Annotated in this window: 15 protein-coding genes and 1 riboswitch; of the genes, 8 read left to right on the top strand and 7 right to left on the bottom strand. The window is 63.5% G+C overall.

Features of this window, described 5'->3' with window-relative positions; translation table 11 throughout:
- The first annotated feature begins 61 nt into the window (after window positions 1–61).
- The gene (locus tag HK107_RS00230; protein ID WP_173195631.1) at window positions 62–1,207 is read left to right on the top strand and encodes an acyl-CoA dehydrogenase family protein; all 1,146 of its coding nucleotides are present in this window, start codon (window positions 62–64) and stop codon (window positions 1,205–1,207) included.
- Window positions 1,208–1,212: 5 nt separating this feature from the next.
- Complete coding sequence (gene mmsB / locus HK107_RS00225) at window positions 1,213–2,112, top strand: 3-hydroxyisobutyrate dehydrogenase (protein WP_173195629.1); 900 nt, start codon at window positions 1,213–1,215, stop codon at window positions 2,110–2,112.
- Here mmsB and egtB read toward each other — a convergent pair.
- The 3 genes from egtB to HK107_RS00210 all read right to left on the bottom strand — a co-directional run bounded on the left by egtB (window position 2,109) and on the right by HK107_RS00210 (window position 4,588).
- Window positions 2,109–3,422 (bottom strand): ergothioneine biosynthesis protein EgtB, encoded by a 1,314-nt coding sequence (egtB, locus tag HK107_RS00220; protein ID WP_173195627.1) that lies wholly within the window; start codon window positions 3,420–3,422, stop codon window positions 2,109–2,111. The two genes, mmsB and egtB, sit on opposite strands and share 4 nt — an antisense overlap.
- A gap of 83 nt (window positions 3,423–3,505) precedes the next feature.
- Entirely contained in the window at window positions 3,506–4,198 is a 693-nt protein-coding gene (locus HK107_RS00215) for a hypothetical protein (RefSeq protein WP_173195625.1), read from the bottom strand.
- A gap of 45 nt (window positions 4,199–4,243) precedes the next feature.
- Window positions 4,244–4,588: a DUF3088 family protein gene (locus HK107_RS00210; protein ID WP_173195624.1), complete on the bottom strand. Its 345-nt coding sequence runs from the start codon at window positions 4,586–4,588 to the stop codon at window positions 4,244–4,246.
- 150 nt (window positions 4,589–4,738) lie between these two features.
- On the opposite strand from HK107_RS00210, the gene HK107_RS00205 reads away from it, so the two are divergent.
- Both HK107_RS00205 and HK107_RS00200 read left to right on the top strand, forming a co-directional pair.
- Window positions 4,739–5,242 carry a YybH family protein gene (locus HK107_RS00205; protein ID WP_173195623.1) on the top strand — a complete coding sequence of 168 codons (504 nt, stop codon included), beginning with the start codon at window positions 4,739–4,741 and terminating at the stop codon, window positions 5,240–5,242.
- Between the two features lie 60 nt (window positions 5,243–5,302).
- The gene (locus HK107_RS00200; RefSeq protein WP_173195622.1) at window positions 5,303–5,791 is read left to right on the top strand and encodes a hypothetical protein; all 489 of its coding nucleotides are present in this window, start codon (window positions 5,303–5,305) and stop codon (window positions 5,789–5,791) included.
- Between the two features lie 50 nt (window positions 5,792–5,841).
- Here the strand turns inward: HK107_RS00200 and HK107_RS00195 are convergent, their stop codons facing one another.
- Together HK107_RS00195 and HK107_RS00190 are read right to left on the bottom strand one after the other, a co-directional pair.
- A complete protein-coding gene (locus tag HK107_RS00195; protein ID WP_173195621.1) occupies window positions 5,842–7,464 on the bottom strand; it encodes an FAD-dependent oxidoreductase in 1,623 nt (540 codons plus the stop codon).
- 64 nt (window positions 7,465–7,528) lie between these two features.
- On the bottom strand, window positions 7,529–8,443 hold the full coding sequence (locus tag HK107_RS00190) for an aldose epimerase family protein (RefSeq protein ID WP_173195620.1): 915 nt from the start codon (window positions 8,441–8,443) through the stop codon (window positions 7,529–7,531).
- Window positions 8,444–8,493: 50 nt separating this feature from the next.
- Window positions 8,494–8,681: riboswitch (cobalamin riboswitch) on the top strand.
- 126 nt (window positions 8,682–8,807) lie between these two features.
- On the opposite strand from HK107_RS00190, the gene HK107_RS00185 reads away from it, so the two are divergent.
- The 4 genes from HK107_RS00185 to HK107_RS00170 are packed head-to-tail and all read left to right on the top strand — an operon-like array spanning window position 8,808 to window position 13,151.
- The gene (locus HK107_RS00185; protein ID WP_173195619.1) at window positions 8,808–10,610 is read left to right on the top strand and encodes a TonB-dependent receptor plug domain-containing protein; all 1,803 of its coding nucleotides are present in this window, start codon (window positions 8,808–8,810) and stop codon (window positions 10,608–10,610) included.
- Window positions 10,610–11,404: an ABC transporter substrate-binding protein gene (locus HK107_RS00180; RefSeq protein WP_173195618.1), complete on the top strand. Its 795-nt coding sequence runs from the start codon at window positions 10,610–10,612 to the stop codon at window positions 11,402–11,404. Before HK107_RS00185 ends, HK107_RS00180 begins: the two co-directional genes overlap by 1 nt.
- Entirely contained in the window at window positions 11,401–12,384 is a 984-nt protein-coding gene (locus HK107_RS00175; RefSeq protein WP_173195616.1) for a FecCD family ABC transporter permease, read from the top strand. The genes HK107_RS00180 and HK107_RS00175 overlap by 4 nt, the downstream gene beginning before the upstream one ends.
- Window positions 12,381–13,151, top strand: a complete 771-nt coding sequence (locus HK107_RS00170) for an ABC transporter ATP-binding protein (protein ID WP_173195614.1) — start codon at window positions 12,381–12,383, stop codon at window positions 13,149–13,151. The genes HK107_RS00175 and HK107_RS00170 overlap by 4 nt, the downstream gene beginning before the upstream one ends.
- On the opposite strand, the gene HK107_RS00165 is transcribed toward HK107_RS00170, so the two are convergent.
- Window positions 13,120–15,135 carry an Hsp70 family protein gene (locus HK107_RS00165; RefSeq protein WP_173195612.1) on the bottom strand — a complete coding sequence of 672 codons (2,016 nt, stop codon included), beginning with the start codon at window positions 15,133–15,135 and terminating at the stop codon, window positions 13,120–13,122. The genes HK107_RS00170 and HK107_RS00165 overlap by 32 nt on opposite strands.
- On the bottom strand, window positions 15,132–15,914 hold the full coding sequence (locus HK107_RS00160) for a hypothetical protein (RefSeq protein ID WP_173195610.1): 783 nt from the start codon (window positions 15,912–15,914) through the stop codon (window positions 15,132–15,134). The genes HK107_RS00165 and HK107_RS00160 overlap by 4 nt, the downstream gene beginning before the upstream one ends.
- Window positions 15,915–16,014: the final 100 nt, after the last annotated feature.

Here is a 16,014-nt window from a genome sequence, read left to right as displayed (position 1 = left end):
TTCGCCTAAGGGAAACCACAGAAAACAGCGGCTTTTCGCGCCGCAAAACGAAGAGAACGGAATGGTTATGCTCACCGACGAACAGCAGATGATCGTCGAAACGGCGGCAGGTTTCACGGCGGATCGGCTGCGCCCCAACGCGGCGTGCTGGGAGGAGGAGAAGTCCCTCAGCCGCGAGGTACTGCGCGAGCTGGGAGAGCTCGGGTTCGGCGGCATTTATGTGCGCGAGGACATTGGCGGATCGGCCCTGTCGCGCCTCGATGCGGTGCTGATTTTCGAGGAGCTCTCGAAGGGCTGCGTCAGCCACGCGACGTTCCTGTCGATCCATAATATGTGCGCCTGGATGGTGGACAGTTTCGGCTCGGAGCATCTGCGCCAGACCTTCGGCACGCGGATGACCTCCTGCGAGCTGATCGGCAGCTATTGCCTGACCGAGCCCGGGTCAGGGTCCGATGCCGCGAGCCTCAAGACTTCCGCAAAGAAAGACGGGGACGAATATGTCCTCAACGGCTCCAAGGTGTTCATCTCGGGCGCAGGTTTCTCGGACGTCTATATCGTCATGGCACGGACGGGTGACGTAGGGCCGAAAGGGGTCAGCTGCTTCCTCGTCGAGAAAGACACGCCAGGCCTGAGCTTTGGCAAGAACGAGAAGAAGATGGGCTGGTCAGCCCAGCCGACGCGGATGGTCATGTTCGATGACTGCCGTATCCCGGTCGCCAACCGTCTGGGCGAGGAGGGTGACGGCTTTACCTTCGCCATGAAAGGTCTCGACGGCGGCAGGCTGAATATCGCCGCGGCCAGCCTTGGCGGCGCGCAAGAGGCCACCGACCGCGCGATTGCCTATGGCCAGGACCGTGAGCAGTTCGGTGCACGGATCACTGACTTCCAGGCGACCCAGTTCAAACTCGCGGACATGGCGACTGAGATCGAAGCGGCGCGCCAGCTCCTTTACTCCGCCGCACGCAAGCTCGACGCAGGGGACCCCGGCGCCAGCTCGGCCTGCGCCATGGCCAAGCGCTTCGTGACCGACATGGGCTCCAAGGTGGCCAATGACGCGCTCCAGATCCACGGCGGCTACGGCTATCTCGCAGAGTACGAGGTCGAGCGGATCGTCCGTGACCTGCGCGTTCACCAGATCCTCGAAGGCACCAATGAAGTGATGCGGGTCATCATCTCGCGTAAGCTTCTCAGCGACAACAGGCGGTAATCATCATGGCACAGACAGTTCTCTTCGTCGGCCTCGGCAACATGGGCTCGGGCATGTGCGCGAACCTCGTGAAGGCCGGGTTCGAGGTCCACGCCTTCGACCTGAGCAAGGACGCGGTAGCCGCTGCGGTCGCCAAGGGTGCCCACGCCGTCGAAGACCTCAGGAGCTTCGATGGTTCAGGGCTCGACGCGATGGTCACGATGCTGCCCGCCGGCAAGCACGTTGCGCAGGTCTATATGGAAGACTCGCCCCAATCCATGCGCAAGGGTACGCTGATGATCGATTGCTCGACCATCGACGTAGAGACGGCGCGCGCCTTGGGGCAGGGGGCGACGGAGCGCGGCTACCCGGCCGTCGATGCGCCGGTGTCCGGCGGTACGGCAGCGGCGGAAGCGGGTACACTGACGTTCATGGTCGGCGGAGCACCTGAGCATTTCGAGATGGCGAAGCCCTATCTCGAGGCGATGGGGAAGAAGGTCTTCCACGCTGGCGGCAATGGCAATGGCCAGGCGGCGAAGATCGCCAACAACATGCTGCTCGCTATCTCGATGATCGGCACCTGCGAGGCGTTTCATCTTGCCGAGAAGCTGGGTCTTGATGCGCAAACCTTCTATGACATCTCGTCCAACGCCTCGGGGCAGTCCTGGTCGATGACCAGCTATTGCCCGGCACCGGGGCCCGTTCCGGCAGCGCCGTCGAACCGCGACTACAACCCCGGCTTCGCCGTGCCGATGATGCTCAAGGACCTCGGGCTCGCCATCGAAGCGGCGGGCACGTCAGGCAGTACGGTCCCCCTTGGTCAGCATGCAAAGCACCTCTACGAGGAGGCCGCCAAGGCGCACGGGGACAAGGACTTCTCCGTTATCCTCCCCATGCTGAATGAAGGGCTTCTGAAAGCCGACTAGACGTCTCTTGCCAGCCTGATGCCGGTGAACTGCCACCTGGCGTCAGGCGGGAAGAAGTTCCTGTAGGTCGCCCGGATATGGCCGGGCGGGGTTGCGCAGCTTCCGCCCTTCAGGACGAGCTGCGAGGACATGAACTTGCCATTATACTCGCCGATGGCTCCTGCTGCAGGCCGGAAACCGGGGTAGGCGGAGTAAGCGCTTTGCGTCCAGTCCCAGACCGTACCGAAGGCTGAGCCTAGGCCATTGTCGCGGCCTACGAGATGCGGATGGACAAATCCGGCAGGGTCGAGGAACTGTCCAGCCGCCGGGTCTGACTTCGATAGCGCGACCTCGACCTCCGCCTCACGGGGCAGGCGCGCGCCCGCCCATTCGGCGAAGGCAAATGCTTCGTAGGCGGAGACATGAGAGAGGATGCGGTCGGGCCTTAGCGGGATCAGGCCGTGGAGCGTGAACTCGAACCACGCACCGTCCACCTTCCGCCAGTAGACCGGGTGCACAACCGCCTCCCGCGCGCGCCAGTCCCAACCTTCTGCAAGCCAGAGACTTGCAGCCCGGTAGCCGCCATCTTCGATGAAGGCGAGGAACTGACCGTTGGTGACAGGCGTTCCGTGCAGGGAGAAATCGTCCAGATAGACCTTGTGGCGCTTGGTTTCATTGTCGAAGGCAAAGTCCTCGCCCTCGTGGCCGATCGCGTGGATGCCGCCTTCGAACGAGACCCAGCGGTCGTTGGCAGCAGGCCCCTGGTCTTCGGGCTCCTCCTCGAGCGCCTCGGGCATCGCAAAGGCTGCCGGGGCAAGGGGGTTCAGGGCAAAGGCCGCCTTGATATCCGTACAAAGAAGTTCCTGATGCTGCTCTTCATGATGGAGGCCTAGCGTGATGATCTCTGCTGCCTCGGCAAAGCCACCCTCTGACAGGTCCGAAAGCAGCCCTTCAACACGCTCATCAATAGCAGCACGGTACGCGAAGACATCCGCTGCCGAAGGCCGGGAGAGGAGGCCGCGCCTATCCCGAGGCCACTGTTCGCCCACGGAATTATAGTAGCTGTTAAAGAGATAGGCATAGTGCGGATCATAGGGCGCGAAGCTGCCCTCGAACCGCTGCAGCACGAATTCCTCGAAGAACCAACTCGTATGCGCAAGGTGCCACCGCGTAGGACTGGCATCGGGCATCGCCTGCAGGAGCATGTCTTCCGGCGTCAGGTGTTTCGCGAGCGCTTCTGTCCGCTCCCTGACAGTCCTGTATCGCGCGAGCAGATGGGCCCGCGGGTCACGGGCGGTCTCAGGGGCCGGTTTGACCTGGCCATGCTGCATGGCCGCTCCCTCTCTCCTCGGCTCGGGCCGAAGGATGTCTTGCGCGAACGTCGCACCACCCGCAGCGATGCGCAAGCCGCCAATTACTTCCCGAACTTCTCCTTGGGCACCGGCTTATGCCAGCCAGGAACCCTGCCGGGCCTGTCGACCTCCCATCCGGTCGCCTGGAGGAGCCCGGCGACGTAGGAGTTCGAATTGTACCCGTCGGACCAGTTGAAGGGCAGGATGTCGTAGGCCAGACCGTCGCTGTACCGCGCGTCCGCTTCGAACAGCGCATCGACAATGGCCCGCTCCGTCACGCGCCCTGCGTTGACCTCAGGATGCTGCACGTCGACATCGAACGTATCGGTGAGAAGATCGCTGAGGTCCGCCTTGCGGTTCACTCCTGAAACGAGGTCCGAGAAGAACGGCATCATGTTGCGCGGCCCGGCGCCGATCGTGGCATAGCGGCGGCCATCCTCAAGGACGCTCTGGAACCGCTGGTCCTCGGCGAAGGCAGGGTGATCGTCGACGATGATCATCAGATAGGCATGGTCCCGCCCCGCCAGCACCGAGTGCCCCTGCAGGCGGATCTCGATCTTCGGCGTGTCCGTCGTGCCCGTGGCCTTGGCGGCTTCAAGCACGGAGAGCTCATGGAGCACCTTCACGGCTCCCGCCGCGCGTGCCGCTTTTTGGAGGGCAGGAAGCGCCTCGGGCTCTGCGCGCAGGAGAGATGCGGCCCGGTCCGGGTCATCGGCCTTTGCGATGGCGTCTATGGTCTGGTCGGCTGCGCTCACGGGCTTTGAAGTATGGGCAGAGGCCCGCAAAACAAGCCCGTCTGCTCAGGAACCGCGCGGATAGGGGGTGCCGTACCGCTCGGCGTAGTAGCGGGCGATCGCCGTGGCGCTGCCAAGATAGCGGTGGCCGTTGCTCGTCTCGAAGGGCGCGCCCTCGAACACCGGCGCATCGCCCTGCAGCACCAGCGTCGGGCAATTCCACTGGCCATCGCCGAGGAGCGCCGTCAGTCCGGGTCGAGGGTGCTCCACCGGCTGAAGCACGATCTCCACGCTGTCCCTGATCGTCGGGAACAGCGCGAGCAGGCCGTAGACCTCGGCGCATTCCGGGCAGAACTCGCGGCGGCCATTGTCAAAGAACCCTGCGGGCAGGAGGAAGAGCTGGTCTCTCATGGGGCATCGATAGGCGCAGGCTCAGGCCCCCGCAATCCCGCCGGCACTTAAGCGCCCAATATGTATTGTCGCAAACTGCTGCGCTGCAGGTTTGTCGTGAGCATCGTTCAGGCCTATCGCTTAAGAGACAGCGGCGCAGGTTTGGACGCCATGACATCCCTAAGAAGGCTCCCGACCCTAGCGGTCGCAACACTCTTCGTCAGCGCATGTGGGGACAGTGCTCCGTCTGCAGGTGAAGACATCGCGGCACTCCGCGAAGCATCGTCGGCATGGGTCGCTGACTACAACGCCAATGACTGGGACAAACTCGGAGGACACTTCACAGATGACGCGGTGATGATGCCTCCGAATGGTTCGGCAGTTGTCGGCGCTGCCGCCATTGCGGAATGGGAGCGCGAGAACGAGACGGGCTTCCGCATCGCCTTTGACGTTCAGGACGTCGCCGTCAGCGGCGATCTCGCCTACCTCCGCGGCAGGTCCTGCGTCTTCATCCCCGATGGCGAAGGCGGATGGGGCGTCGACGTCGGCAAGTTCCTCGAGACGCGCCGACGCCAGCCCGATGGACGATGGCTGATGACGGCCGACGCCTTCAATTCCGATGCAGCTCCCGGCACAGCGCTTGCGTCCGAATGTCCGTTTGCGGATCTACCGTAAGCAAGTTAGCAAGCCTGCCGAAAAACCCGTCCCATATTGCGGAGTTAGGGGGATATTAGAGTGACGCTCGATCAAATAGCTCAGGTTGCGCAGATAATCGGTGTAGCGATCGTTGCTGTTACCCTGATCTACCTAACCATTCAAATTAAGCAGGGTACGGCTCAACTCCGGTCTGACACTCGTCAAACGCAGTTGGAGAATGACCAAACTGGTGTCTACAAGTTTGTCGAGTACCCCGAACTCGGTCGAATTTTCTCGCAAGAGGAAACGCCGACCTTCTCCGAGAAAACGCAGCTCTTTTTTTGGATGATCGGTCAGATGCGAGCGAGGGAGTATGAGTGGTTGCAGTATAAGAGCGGAGCCATGGACCAGGGCTCTTGGGAGACATATCGGGACGTGATCTACTTCGTACTCGGCACCGAGCGGGCCAGAGACTTGTGGGAGATTTGTGCGGCCTACTTCAATCCCGAGTTCGTTGAGATGGTGGAAGCTATGACAGCGGACTCCGGAACAACTGATCTATGGGACCGGCTAGCGAAAGTCCGATGAAGTCGTTCAGTTATTACTCTGCATAAAGAAGACTTCGCGATTACCTTCATCTAGCCATTCACATGGTTCCAGACATGGCTAATCACCACCGAGCCTTCGCCCACCGCCGAGGCGACCCTTTTCACCGAGCCTGACCGGACGTCGCCCACGGCGTACACTCCGGGGGCGGAGGTGGCGTAGAAGCTCGGGCAATGCTCGAACTTGCCGGTCACGACGAAGCCCTTGTCGTCGAGCTCTACGCAGGCGCCGAGCCAGTCGACCTTGGGCGCAGCGCCCACCATGACGAAGAGCGCAGGTGTTTCGATCCTGACATCCTCGCCCTTGTCTTTCTTGTGGATCGTCACAGCCTCCAGCTTGTCCGTACCGTGAAGGTCCGTACACTCTGTCTGGAAATGAACAGTGATCTTGGGGTCCTGCTCCAGCCTGCTGGAGAGGTATGCCGACATGGATGAAGCGAGTTCTTTGCCGCGGACTAGCACATGGACATGGCTCGCCGAGCGCGATAGGTACATGGCCGCCTGTCCTGCGGAGTTGCCGCCGCCGATGATCACCGCCTCGGAGCCGTGGCAGTAGCGCGCCTCCATGTCGGTGGCAGCGTAATAGACCCCTTCGCCTTCAAGGTCCTCGAGCCCTTCGAGCGGCAGGCGGCGGTACTGGACCCCGGTCGCGATAATGACAGCCTTCGCCTTCACCTCTTCGCCATCTTCAAGGCCAATGCAGAAACCCTTGCGGCCATCCGTAAGCGGAGAAAGCCGCGCGACCCGGCGCGGCATGACGAACCTCGTCCCAAGACGCATGGCCTGCATCTCTCCACGGAAGCAGAGGTCAGCGCCGGAGATACCGGTCGGGAAGCCCATATAGTTCTCGATCCGGCTCGACGTCCCTGCCTGCCCGCCGATCACCTGGTCCTCGATCAGGAGGGCAGAAAGACCCTCCGCACCCGCATAAACGGCCGCAGCAATCCCCGAAGGCCCGCCACCAACGATCACCACGTCGAAATCATCCTCGCCAGCAAGCGGCAGGTCGAGGCCGACGAACCGCGCCAGCCCTTGCGGCGAAGGGTTCTCGATGACCTTATCGCGACCAAGGATCACGGCAGGCCTGTCTTTCGGCAGGCCGGCACGTTCCAGTGCCGTATCCGCTTCCTCCGTACCAAGAGTGCAGCGCTTGATCGGAATCTTGTTGCGCGAAGCAAAGCTCTCGATCCTGCGCAGCGCGCCATCCTGCTCCGACCCGATGATCGTGATGGCAGAGTTCTGCTCTTCGAAGGTGCGCCTGCGCCGGGCAGCGAACACATTGACAATGATGTCGCTCATCTCCGGCACGCGGGCCATCAGGTCGAGCATGGCATCTCGCTTAACAACCGTACACCGCGTATCTTCCACGGCCCGCATCGGCATGTGCCAGACACCGCCGTTGAGGAAGGAAATCTCGCCCAGATACTGCGTCGGCCCTATCGTCGCCTCAACGGCGCGCTCGCCTGTGCGGGGATCGACCAGCTCGATCCGTCCGTCCTCACAGTAAATGAACTCATCCATCCGCTCGCCAACCTCGACGACGGACGCGCCCGCAGGATAGGTCCGCTCTTCGCCGAGCTCTCTCAGAAGGGCGACATGGTCGTCGGCCAGCGGCGTGCGCTGCATCTCGCGGAGGTCCTGGGCGAGGCTTTCCATGGTCGGGCTCTCTTCGGCGTCAGAAGGAACCTAAGCCGCGCCGCTCGCCGCGCAATGCCAGCCGTCAGTCTTGGAGGAACTCATAGGCGATCCACCGGCGATAGGTCTCGCCGGGTCTCAGGATCGTGTTGCCGAGCCGGGGTCGGTTCGGCGCATCGGGCGCGCTCTGCGGCTCCAGCGCAACGCCGGCATAGGGCTGGTGGGGCTCGGCAAGCCCCTGCCCGGTATAGACCTGCATCATGGGCGCGTTCGAAGTGACCTTCATCCGCCGCCCGCTGCCGGGGTGGCTCAACTCCGCCGTCACCCCCTCGGCCCAGGTGAAGCAATGGTCGAACCCGCCGCTCCCGTTCAGCGCATCAATGTGCCGGCCAAGCTCGCCGCCCTCACGCAGGTCGAGAGCACCGCCGACGAGGGGCATGATCTCGCCCGTCGGCACGAGGTCTTCATCGACGTGGAGGACGCCCATCGCCTCGACCTTCAGGACATGGTCCCGGATGGTGTCACCACCGAGGCGGAAGTAGGGATGGTAGCTGAGATTGACGGGCGTCGGCCGGTCGGTCGTTGCCTCGAACCCCAGGCGCAGGCGCGCGCCGTCGATCCGCGCTTCAAGCCTGACGTCGAGTTGGCCGGGGAAGCCCTGATCACCGTCTGGGCTCGAGAGGGAGAGGATGGCGCATTCGTCGCTGTGGTCCTCAACGGCCCATTCCTGAGCGTGAAAGCCACCCGGCCCGCCGTGGAGACAGTTCGGGCCATTGTTCTGGGGAAGCTCGAACCGCTCGCCGTCGAGGGTGAATCCGCCCCTGATCCGGTTCGCATAGCGCCCGAGCGCAGCGCCGTGGAACATCGGCTCGTCATGGTAGGCCGCCTCGTCCTCAAGGCCCAGCACCGCCTCCCATCCGCCAGCCAGCCTGATCGACTGGATACGCGCCCCGTAGGGCAGGATCGTTACGGAGAGCTGGTCATTCTTGAGCGTTGGCATCGAGGGGACATAGCGCGGCTCTGCCCAATTGACAGGATGCCGCACTGCAGGAAAAACACCCCGCAGATGGTTCCGGCCCTAACGGCCGGCGAAGAGGGAAGCCGGTTCAAATCCGGCGCTGTACCCGCAACTGTCATCCGCGAGCGGATGGTCACGATGCCACTGGGAGCAATCCCGGGAAGGCGGCCAGACGCTGAGACCGGAGAGCCAGGAGACCTGCCATCGCGTCGTTCGCTTCTGGGTCCGGGAAGAGGCCTTGGGGAGCGGGAGAGCTTTCTCCTTTGTAGCGGCAATGTGCTCAGTGTCTGGATGGTCCGGACACGTCATTACCGCGCCCGGCTCCTGTCCGGGTGAAGGAGAAGTCATGCGAAGTCTTCATGCCGCCCTCTTCGTGGCGGCCACGCTCACCAACCCCGCGCTCGCTGAAGAGCCTGACGAGATCGTCGTCTACGGCTCACGCCTTGGCCAGACCGTCGCCTCCTCCGGCACGTCGGTGACGATTCTCACTGCCGAGGATCTGGCCCGCCAAGGTTACCCCTTCGCGCTCGATGCCATCGCCCAGACCCCCGGCGTCACCGTCAACCGCTCCGGCGCCCTCGGCGGTGCTGCGACCGTCAGGGTCAGGGGCGCAGGGTCAGACCAGACCCTCGTCCTGATCGACGGCATCCCTGTGGGGGATACTTCCGCACCCGGAGGAGGCTTCGACTTCTCACGGGTCGATGCATCAGCGATCGAACGTATAGAGATCATTCGCGGACCCGGCTCCGTCCTCTGGGGTTCAGAGGCCATCGGCGGCATCGTCTCCATCACCACCCGCAAACCCGAAGGCACATCGCTTACGGGCTTTGCCGAAGCAGGCTCCTTCGAGACCGTGCGCGGCGGGATTAGCGGCTCTGCCCGGAGCGACAAAGGCGGCGTCCGGCTCGCCATCACCGGCGTGACCTCGGATGGCATTTCCAAAGCGGACGAAGATGCAGGCAACACGGAGGACGATGGCTTTCGCTCCTCCACCATTGGGCTCTCCGGGGACACCAAAGTCCTCGGCGTGACGGCAGCGCTCTCCGTCTTCTATCAGGAAGCCGAAACCGATACGGACAGCTTCAGCTTCTCAGCACCCGGCGGCGTGGCGGACGGCGATGAAGAGACCCTTACGGAGGAGTTGACCACCAGCCTCTCCCTCGCCTTCCCCGAGGTCCGAGGCGTCACCCAAACCCTCCTTGCAGGGCACAGCACCATCGACCGGGACAGCTTTGCAGGCGGAAACCCAGCCTTCGGAGCCGAAGGCCAGCGCACCAGCCTCCGCTATCAGGCCACGGGCGCCCCCTCCAAACGCCTCCGCCTCGCAGGCGGCGCAGAAGCCGACCTCCGGGAAGCGGGCGGAGACGACACCGCCATCCTCAGCCTTTTCTCCTTGGCAGAATACTCCGTATCGGATGCATTGACCTTCACCGCTGGCCTTCGCCGCGACGAGCATGAGGAGTTCGGCGGCGAGACCACGGGCCGCGTCGCTCTCGCCTACGAGGCCGCCCCCGGGCTCACCTTGCGCGCCAACTGGGGTCAGGGCTTCAGGGCGCCGAGCCTCTTCCAGCAGACCTTCTTCTGCTGCGGCGCCGCCGGACCCAATGCCAGCCTCGAACCCGAACGCTCCCAAGGCTACGAAGTGGGCGGACGTTTTGTGAGAGGGCCGTTCGACATCGATCTCGCACTCTTCCGTCTTGATACCGATGACCTCATCGATTTCTCCTTCGCCGGTGGCGCCTACATCAATGTGGCGGAGGCGACGAGCGAGGGCGCCGAAGTCCATGCGGGCGTCGACATCCTGCCCTGGCTTCGCTCCGAGGCGTCCTACACCTACCTTCAGGCCGAGGACGGCGACGGCAACCGCCTCGCCCGGGTGCCTGAACATACGGGCACCTTTCTGCTTATCGCTGATCCAAAGGGACCCTTCTCCGGCACCGTGTCGGCGCGCTACAATGGTGAGGAGACGGACAATTTCGGCACCGTGGACGCATGGACGCGCCTTGACATCTCCCTCCGCTACGAGCTGTCGGATGTCGTGGAGCTCTATGCACGAGGCGAGAACCTGACGGACACGGACTACCAGGAGGTCTTCGGCTACGGCACCCCCGGACGGTCTGGCACAGCCGGGATCAGGGTCCGCTACTGATGCGCTTCCTCCTCGCCCTCTTCCTCGTTGCAGCTTGCAGCCCAGGCGCTCCGTCCACGAGCCAGGAAGGCGATGCCTCGCGCGTCATCAGCCTCGACTATTGCGCAGACCTCTACGCCCTCGGCCTCCTACCCAAAGAGCGAATCCTCGCGCTTTCGCCTGATGCCGAGGGTGACTTCCAGTACCTCCAGGAGGAGGCACGCGGTATAAGGACGATCAGGGCAGAGGCAGAAGAAATCCTCCTCGCACGACCAGACCTCGTCATCCGCAGCTATGGCGGCGATACTCAGCTTTTGGGCTTCCTCGAGCGCGCAGGAATCCCAGTCGTCAACATCGGCTATGCTGGCAGTTTCGACGCCATCGCAGATACGGTCCTCCGTGTAGGGAGTGAACTGAACGCCGAACCCCGAGCGGAGCAGCTGGCTTCAGCACTTCAGACGCCTCCCGCTCCGCGGAAGGGAAAAGCCCTCTACCTCACCCCCTCCGGCGCCACGTCAGGTCCCGGGACGCTGATGGATGAGCTCCTCTCGCGCGGCGGCTTCGAGAATTTTGAGCAGCGGCCCGGCTGGCGGACCCTCCCGCTTGAGAACCTCGCCTATCAGACCCCGGATCATATCGTGACCGGCTTCTTCGACAGTGAAGCCGACTTTGCCGGATGGTGGGGACCCATGCGCCACACCCTCGCAGCCGGCCTCCTCGAAGACACGCCGCGCACAGACCTTTCCGGCGCCCTCCTTTCCTGCGGCGCATGGCCTCTCGCAGAAGCCGCCAAACAGCTGAGAGCAGCACCATGACGGAACGGCGACTGCTCTTCTCTTTAACGGCCGCGTCGGTCGCGCTCCTCCTCTTGAGCCTCTTTCTAGGACCCACACCGATCAGCCCACTGAGAGCCGTAGCGGCTCTTTTCGGCAGCGGCAGCGAGGCGGACCAGCTCGTTATTCAGGCCATCCGCCTACCCCGCACCATCGCGGCGTTCCTCGTCGGCGGCAGCCTCGCCATGGCGGGCGCAGCGCTTCAGGGCCTCCTGCGCAACCCCTTGGCGGAGCCCGGCGTCCTCGGAATCACGTCGGGCGCCATCCTCGGCGCGACGCTCACCCTGGCATTCGGAGCAGCCGTTCCAATCTTCTCAGTCCCCGTTGCCGCCATCGCGGGCGCCCTCGGGACCACAGCCCTCGTCGCGGCTGTTGCAATCCGCGTCCGCTCGGTCAGTACTCTGATCCTTTTCGGCATCGGTCTTTCATCGATCATCGGTGCCCTGATGAGCCTGATCCTGTCCCTCGCGCCGACGCCCTTCACCCTTGCAGAGATCATAAATTGGAGCTTCGGCACCGTCGCCAACCGGAGCTGGCAGGACCTCTGGATCGCCGGGCCAATGATGGCCGCTGGCGCATCCATCCTCCTCTCCGCGCGGCGCGGGTTCGACCTCCTGACCTTTGGTGAGGAACTGGCAGCTGGCGCAGGCCTCGACCTCAAAAGCCAGCAGGCGGTCACGGTCATCGGCGCAGGTCTCCTCACCGGCGCAGCCGTCTCCGTCGCAGGCGGCATCGGTTTCATCGGCATCGTCGCACCTCACATCATCCGCCCCCTGACGGGCCATAGACCAGGCGCGAGCCTCCTCCCGGCGGCGATGACAGGTGGCATCCTGATCATCGGCGCGGACCTTCTCCTCCGGATCCTCCCCTTCGGCGCGGAACTGAGGCTGGGCGTGGTCGCGGCGCTCATAGGCGCGCCCGTTTTCATCCTCATCGCGCTCCAGAGACGGGGGATCTCGTGAGTTTCGTCATCCCTCCCATCACTGCGGCACGAGAGGGGAGAACAATCCTCTCCACACCGACGATATCCTTTAAAGAGGGAAAGCTCACAGCAATCCTCGGCCCCAACGGCGCTGGCAAGTCGAGCCTTCTCCAGCACGCGCTAGGGCAGGACGGCGAGGCCTGCGCGACGCTCGTCCACGGGGAGGAACTGCAGAACCTCTCCCAGGTCGAACGGGCACGGAGGGTTGCCTACCTCCCCCAGAAGCCAAGCATGGCCTGGCCCCTCACCGTCATCGACGCCGTGGCTCTAGGCCGGTTCGCCTACGGTGCAGGCCCAGGCCAGCTGCGAACAGCCGACCAAAGGGCCGTCGAACAGGCGCTCAAGGACACAGAACTAGAGGAGTTCTCCCAGCGCCGCACCGATACGCTCTCAGGCGGCGAGCTGGCGCGGCTTCACATCGCCCGGCTCCTCGCCACCGAGGCTCCGATCCTCATCGCCGATGAGCCAGCGGCCTCCCTCGATCCCCGCCACCAGCATGCCCTCATGGCGCTGCTCCGCGCTCAGGCAGCGCAGGGAAAGACAGTGGTCACTGTTCTCCATGATCTCGCGCTCGCTCATCGGTATGCCGATGATGTCGTTCTCTTGAACCAAGGATCACTTACCGCACACGGCGCAACAGCGGACGTGCTGACCCCGTCCGCCATCGCTGAGACCTACGGCGTCGCGGCTGAGATCACGCCCAAAGGATTGCAGGTCACCGGCCCTGCTCATCCTCCGAACCCATGAGCAGCGTTCGCGCGCGCTTCGTCTGACGCTCGATGGAAGCCGACACCGCAGCCTCAACCTGGCGCAGGATGCTGGCGCGAGCCTTGTCGAAGGAGCCCTGCAGCTGTTTCTCGACGCGTGACTTAATCTGGCCACTGAAGAGCTTGTCCTTGCCGGGCAGCCTGTCAGGCAGCTTCCGCGCGAACGCAGGGACATCGAGGCCCGAGATCCAGTTCCGGGTGAACCGTCCGCCAAGCGCCACCGCGGCCGTGAGCCCGCCGGTGAAGAACGGGATACCGCCCATCGCCATATCGACGGACAGGGTCACGACATAGGCAAGAGTGATGATCGTCGCCTGGATCACGGTCTCGAACGGCAGTTCGATCTCGCGCGCCGAGAACTCGAAGATCTCAGGCTCGATGGCACGGTCGAAATGCAGCTGGATGTCTTGCGAAATATCATAGGCCGCATGCAGACGGTCAAGCTCGCGGTCGAGCTCATGCTTGACCTCGTCCCGCCACCACATGTTGATCGTCCGAACAAAGAAGGCTGAGCCCTCGCCCGACCTCAGCCACGCATCATATTGCTGCTCGATCTCCCGCCGGACATCATGGCCCGTGCGAAAACCGCCAGCTTTCCACTTGTCGAGGACGGGAACGACGAACTCGTCGAAGATCACATCGGCAAGACCGCGCGCCATCGCCGCCTTGAGGCTCGCAAACTCCTGGTCGATCAGTGCAGGAAGCTTTTCCTTCAGTAGCCTCCGCGCCTCAACGGCAAAGCGCTCAACATTCTCGCGCTTACGCCCCCAGCGCGCAAGGCCACGGCTCACCATGTGGGAAGGTTCTGGGTCCTGAAGCACCCGCCCGTCGCGGCCAAAGACCTCTTCCGCGATCGTCGTCGTGAACGGCATCCTTGAAGCGCCACCGGCAAGAAGGACGCGGCCATAGCCCGTACCCCGCCGCTCAATCGCATCCTTCAGGGCACGGAGGGAGATTTCATAAACCTCCTCCCAGCTCTTGCCCTTGAGCATCAGCGGATCGAGCGCCAGCTCCTTCGAAGGATGAAGCTCCCGGTCATAGGGCGCACCCCGCGCCTCCTTCAGGCCCTCGCCGCTGGTCAAGATCTCAAGGCTCCGCCGCTTGCCGCCCGTGAAATAGGCCTGAAGCGGCGCGCCCGACACGTCCTCACGATCATCCGTAGGCGCAGCAACGAAGTACTCTTCCTTGGTCCGACGCGCATAGAAGAGCCAGAGGTCACGGTAGTGAGGGTTGTGCTCAAGGAACCGCTGCGCCTTGGGTTCGCGTTCGAGGTTAGCTTCGAGAATGCGCCGCTCAAAGAACGACGCACCCAGATCAAGGCCAGCATCCAAAAGCGGAGAAGCCTTCCGCTCTGGCGCAATCAACGAGAAATCGAGGGTCGAGGAGCCGATGTCGATCACCAGGATATTCTCGCTCCGCGCTTCGACCGTGAGCGGAGAGTTGGGGTTGTCGATGGCTTGCAGGAGCGCCGCCCGGCTTTCGGGCACCACCGATACCTCGGCGCCCTCGATCTCCGTTCCGGCAAGGCCCTCGCGGAGAAGCTCCTGGTACTGCTTGACGTCTTCTTCCGCTGACCAGCTGGAGGGGCAACCAACGGCAATCGCTGTCCCGGCCCAACCCTCAGGCGGGATCGGCGAGAAGCGCGTCTCTTCGAGCGCCACGCGAAAGAAATCGCTGATGTCCCGCGACGCCTCGCCAAGATATTTCGGCCGCGACTTGAAAGCGGCCCGAAGCTCAGCCTTCTGACCGTTTTCCGCTTTCGAGGCCTCGCGAATGGCGCGGCCACCAATGACCAGCTCTTCCTTGCCATCGCGGGACACACGGATCAGCGCTGTGGGCTGAATGCTCTGACCCTGGATCTCAAGGTTGGCAGGCGCAGCAAAGCGCTCACGGGTCTCACCGCTGACGAGCGCGATGGCGGTATCGGCATGGCCGAGGTCGAAGCCTAGAAAGTGGTTACTCATGCGGCCTGTCCCCGAACGCGTACGCCGTAGATAATTTTTGTACTGTCTTTCTTGTGGACGAGAGCAGGCTTGAGGATCATCGACCCTGAAAGCTCCGGGTCCACCATGATCTCGAACAGCTCCTCGCCGCCCTCGCGCACCACGCGATAGCCAGCCCTCTCGATCAGGCGTCGCGCATTGGCTGCGAGCTCGTCGGCCTCTTCAGAGCCCGAAGCCATCACCGCATCCTGCAGGAAACCGAGCATCTCATCCTCGGCCATCTGCGTGCTCGGCGCTTCGGCGGGAGGCAGCGCCCTTGGCGCCGTCATGGAGCTCAAGGTCCGGTCCGCTGCCGAGACGAGGCTCTCGAACTTCGCCCCAGCCGCCTTGGCCGGAAGGAGGGGCCGCTTCGGCCTGTCCTGCCGGTGCCGGGAGATCAACGTCACCGCCGCCCCGACGCCGCACACCACAGCGAGGATCATGCTGTCGTCAGCGACCAGCGGAGCGGCCCCCGCAAGGAGAAGCCCCGACCCGTACCGGGCGAAGAGCGAAGGCAGCTGCATAAACCATCCGGCGGCCGACTGATGCTCTTCAGGTTCGGTCACTGGGAAGGCCGAGCCCAGCGCCACGGCGCGCTCGACGACTTCATAGACCTCCTGCATGCGCTCGGCAGCGTAGGCGTTGGATTGCCCCTGCGCGTTCAGGAACAAGGTCTCGAGCCGCTCCTCGGCATCCTGCCGCGTCTCGATATTGGAGAGCCCGGGCGCGTCGAGCAGCGCATCTTCCAAGGGTCGTTTCATACGCAAGGGAACACTGGTTGCAGGCACTCCATATGATGCGCGACACCGCGCCGCGCCAGTTTTTCCGCGCAATCGAGCTAATTCTTTGCTCGGGCAAGAG

Source organism: Parvularcula mediterranea (genome assembly GCF_013085255.1).
Taxonomy (GTDB): Bacteria; Pseudomonadota; Alphaproteobacteria; order Caulobacterales; family Parvularculaceae; genus Parvularcula; species Parvularcula mediterranea.
Note: the sequence above shows the minus strand (reverse complement) of the source record. Positions and strands in the feature narration are given on the sequence as shown.

Excerpts from the sequence above, each read along its gene's own strand:
- HK107_RS00230 (WP_173195631.1), top strand. The coding sequence starts at position 62 with ATGGTTATGCTCACCGACGAACAGCAGATGATCGTCGAAACGGCGGCA.
- mmsB (WP_173195629.1), top strand. The coding sequence starts at position 1,213 with ATGGCACAGACAGTTCTCTTCGTCGGCCTCGGCAACATGGGCTCGGGC.
- egtB (WP_173195627.1), bottom strand. The coding sequence starts at position 3,422 with ATGCAGCATGGCCAGGTCAAACCGGCCCCTGAGACCGCCCGTGACCCG.
- HK107_RS00210 (WP_173195624.1), bottom strand. The coding sequence starts at position 4,588 with ATGAGAGACCAGCTCTTCCTCCTGCCCGCAGGGTTCTTTGACAATGGC.
- HK107_RS00205 (WP_173195623.1), top strand. The coding sequence starts at position 4,739 with ATGACATCCCTAAGAAGGCTCCCGACCCTAGCGGTCGCAACACTCTTC.
- HK107_RS00195 (WP_173195621.1), bottom strand. The coding sequence starts at position 7,464 with ATGGAAAGCCTCGCCCAGGACCTCCGCGAGATGCAGCGCACGCCGCTG.
- HK107_RS00190 (WP_173195620.1), bottom strand. The coding sequence starts at position 8,443 with ATGCCAACGCTCAAGAATGACCAGCTCTCCGTAACGATCCTGCCCTAC.
- HK107_RS00185 (WP_173195619.1), top strand. The coding sequence starts at position 8,808 with ATGCGAAGTCTTCATGCCGCCCTCTTCGTGGCGGCCACGCTCACCAAC.
- HK107_RS00180 (WP_173195618.1), top strand. The coding sequence starts at position 10,610 with ATGCGCTTCCTCCTCGCCCTCTTCCTCGTTGCAGCTTGCAGCCCAGGC.
- HK107_RS00175 (WP_173195616.1), top strand. The coding sequence starts at position 11,401 with ATGACGGAACGGCGACTGCTCTTCTCTTTAACGGCCGCGTCGGTCGCG.
- HK107_RS00165 (WP_173195612.1), bottom strand. The coding sequence starts at position 15,135 with ATGAGTAACCACTTTCTAGGCTTCGACCTCGGCCATGCCGATACCGCC.
- HK107_RS00160 (WP_173195610.1), bottom strand. The coding sequence starts at position 15,914 with ATGAAACGACCCTTGGAAGATGCGCTGCTCGACGCGCCCGGGCTCTCC.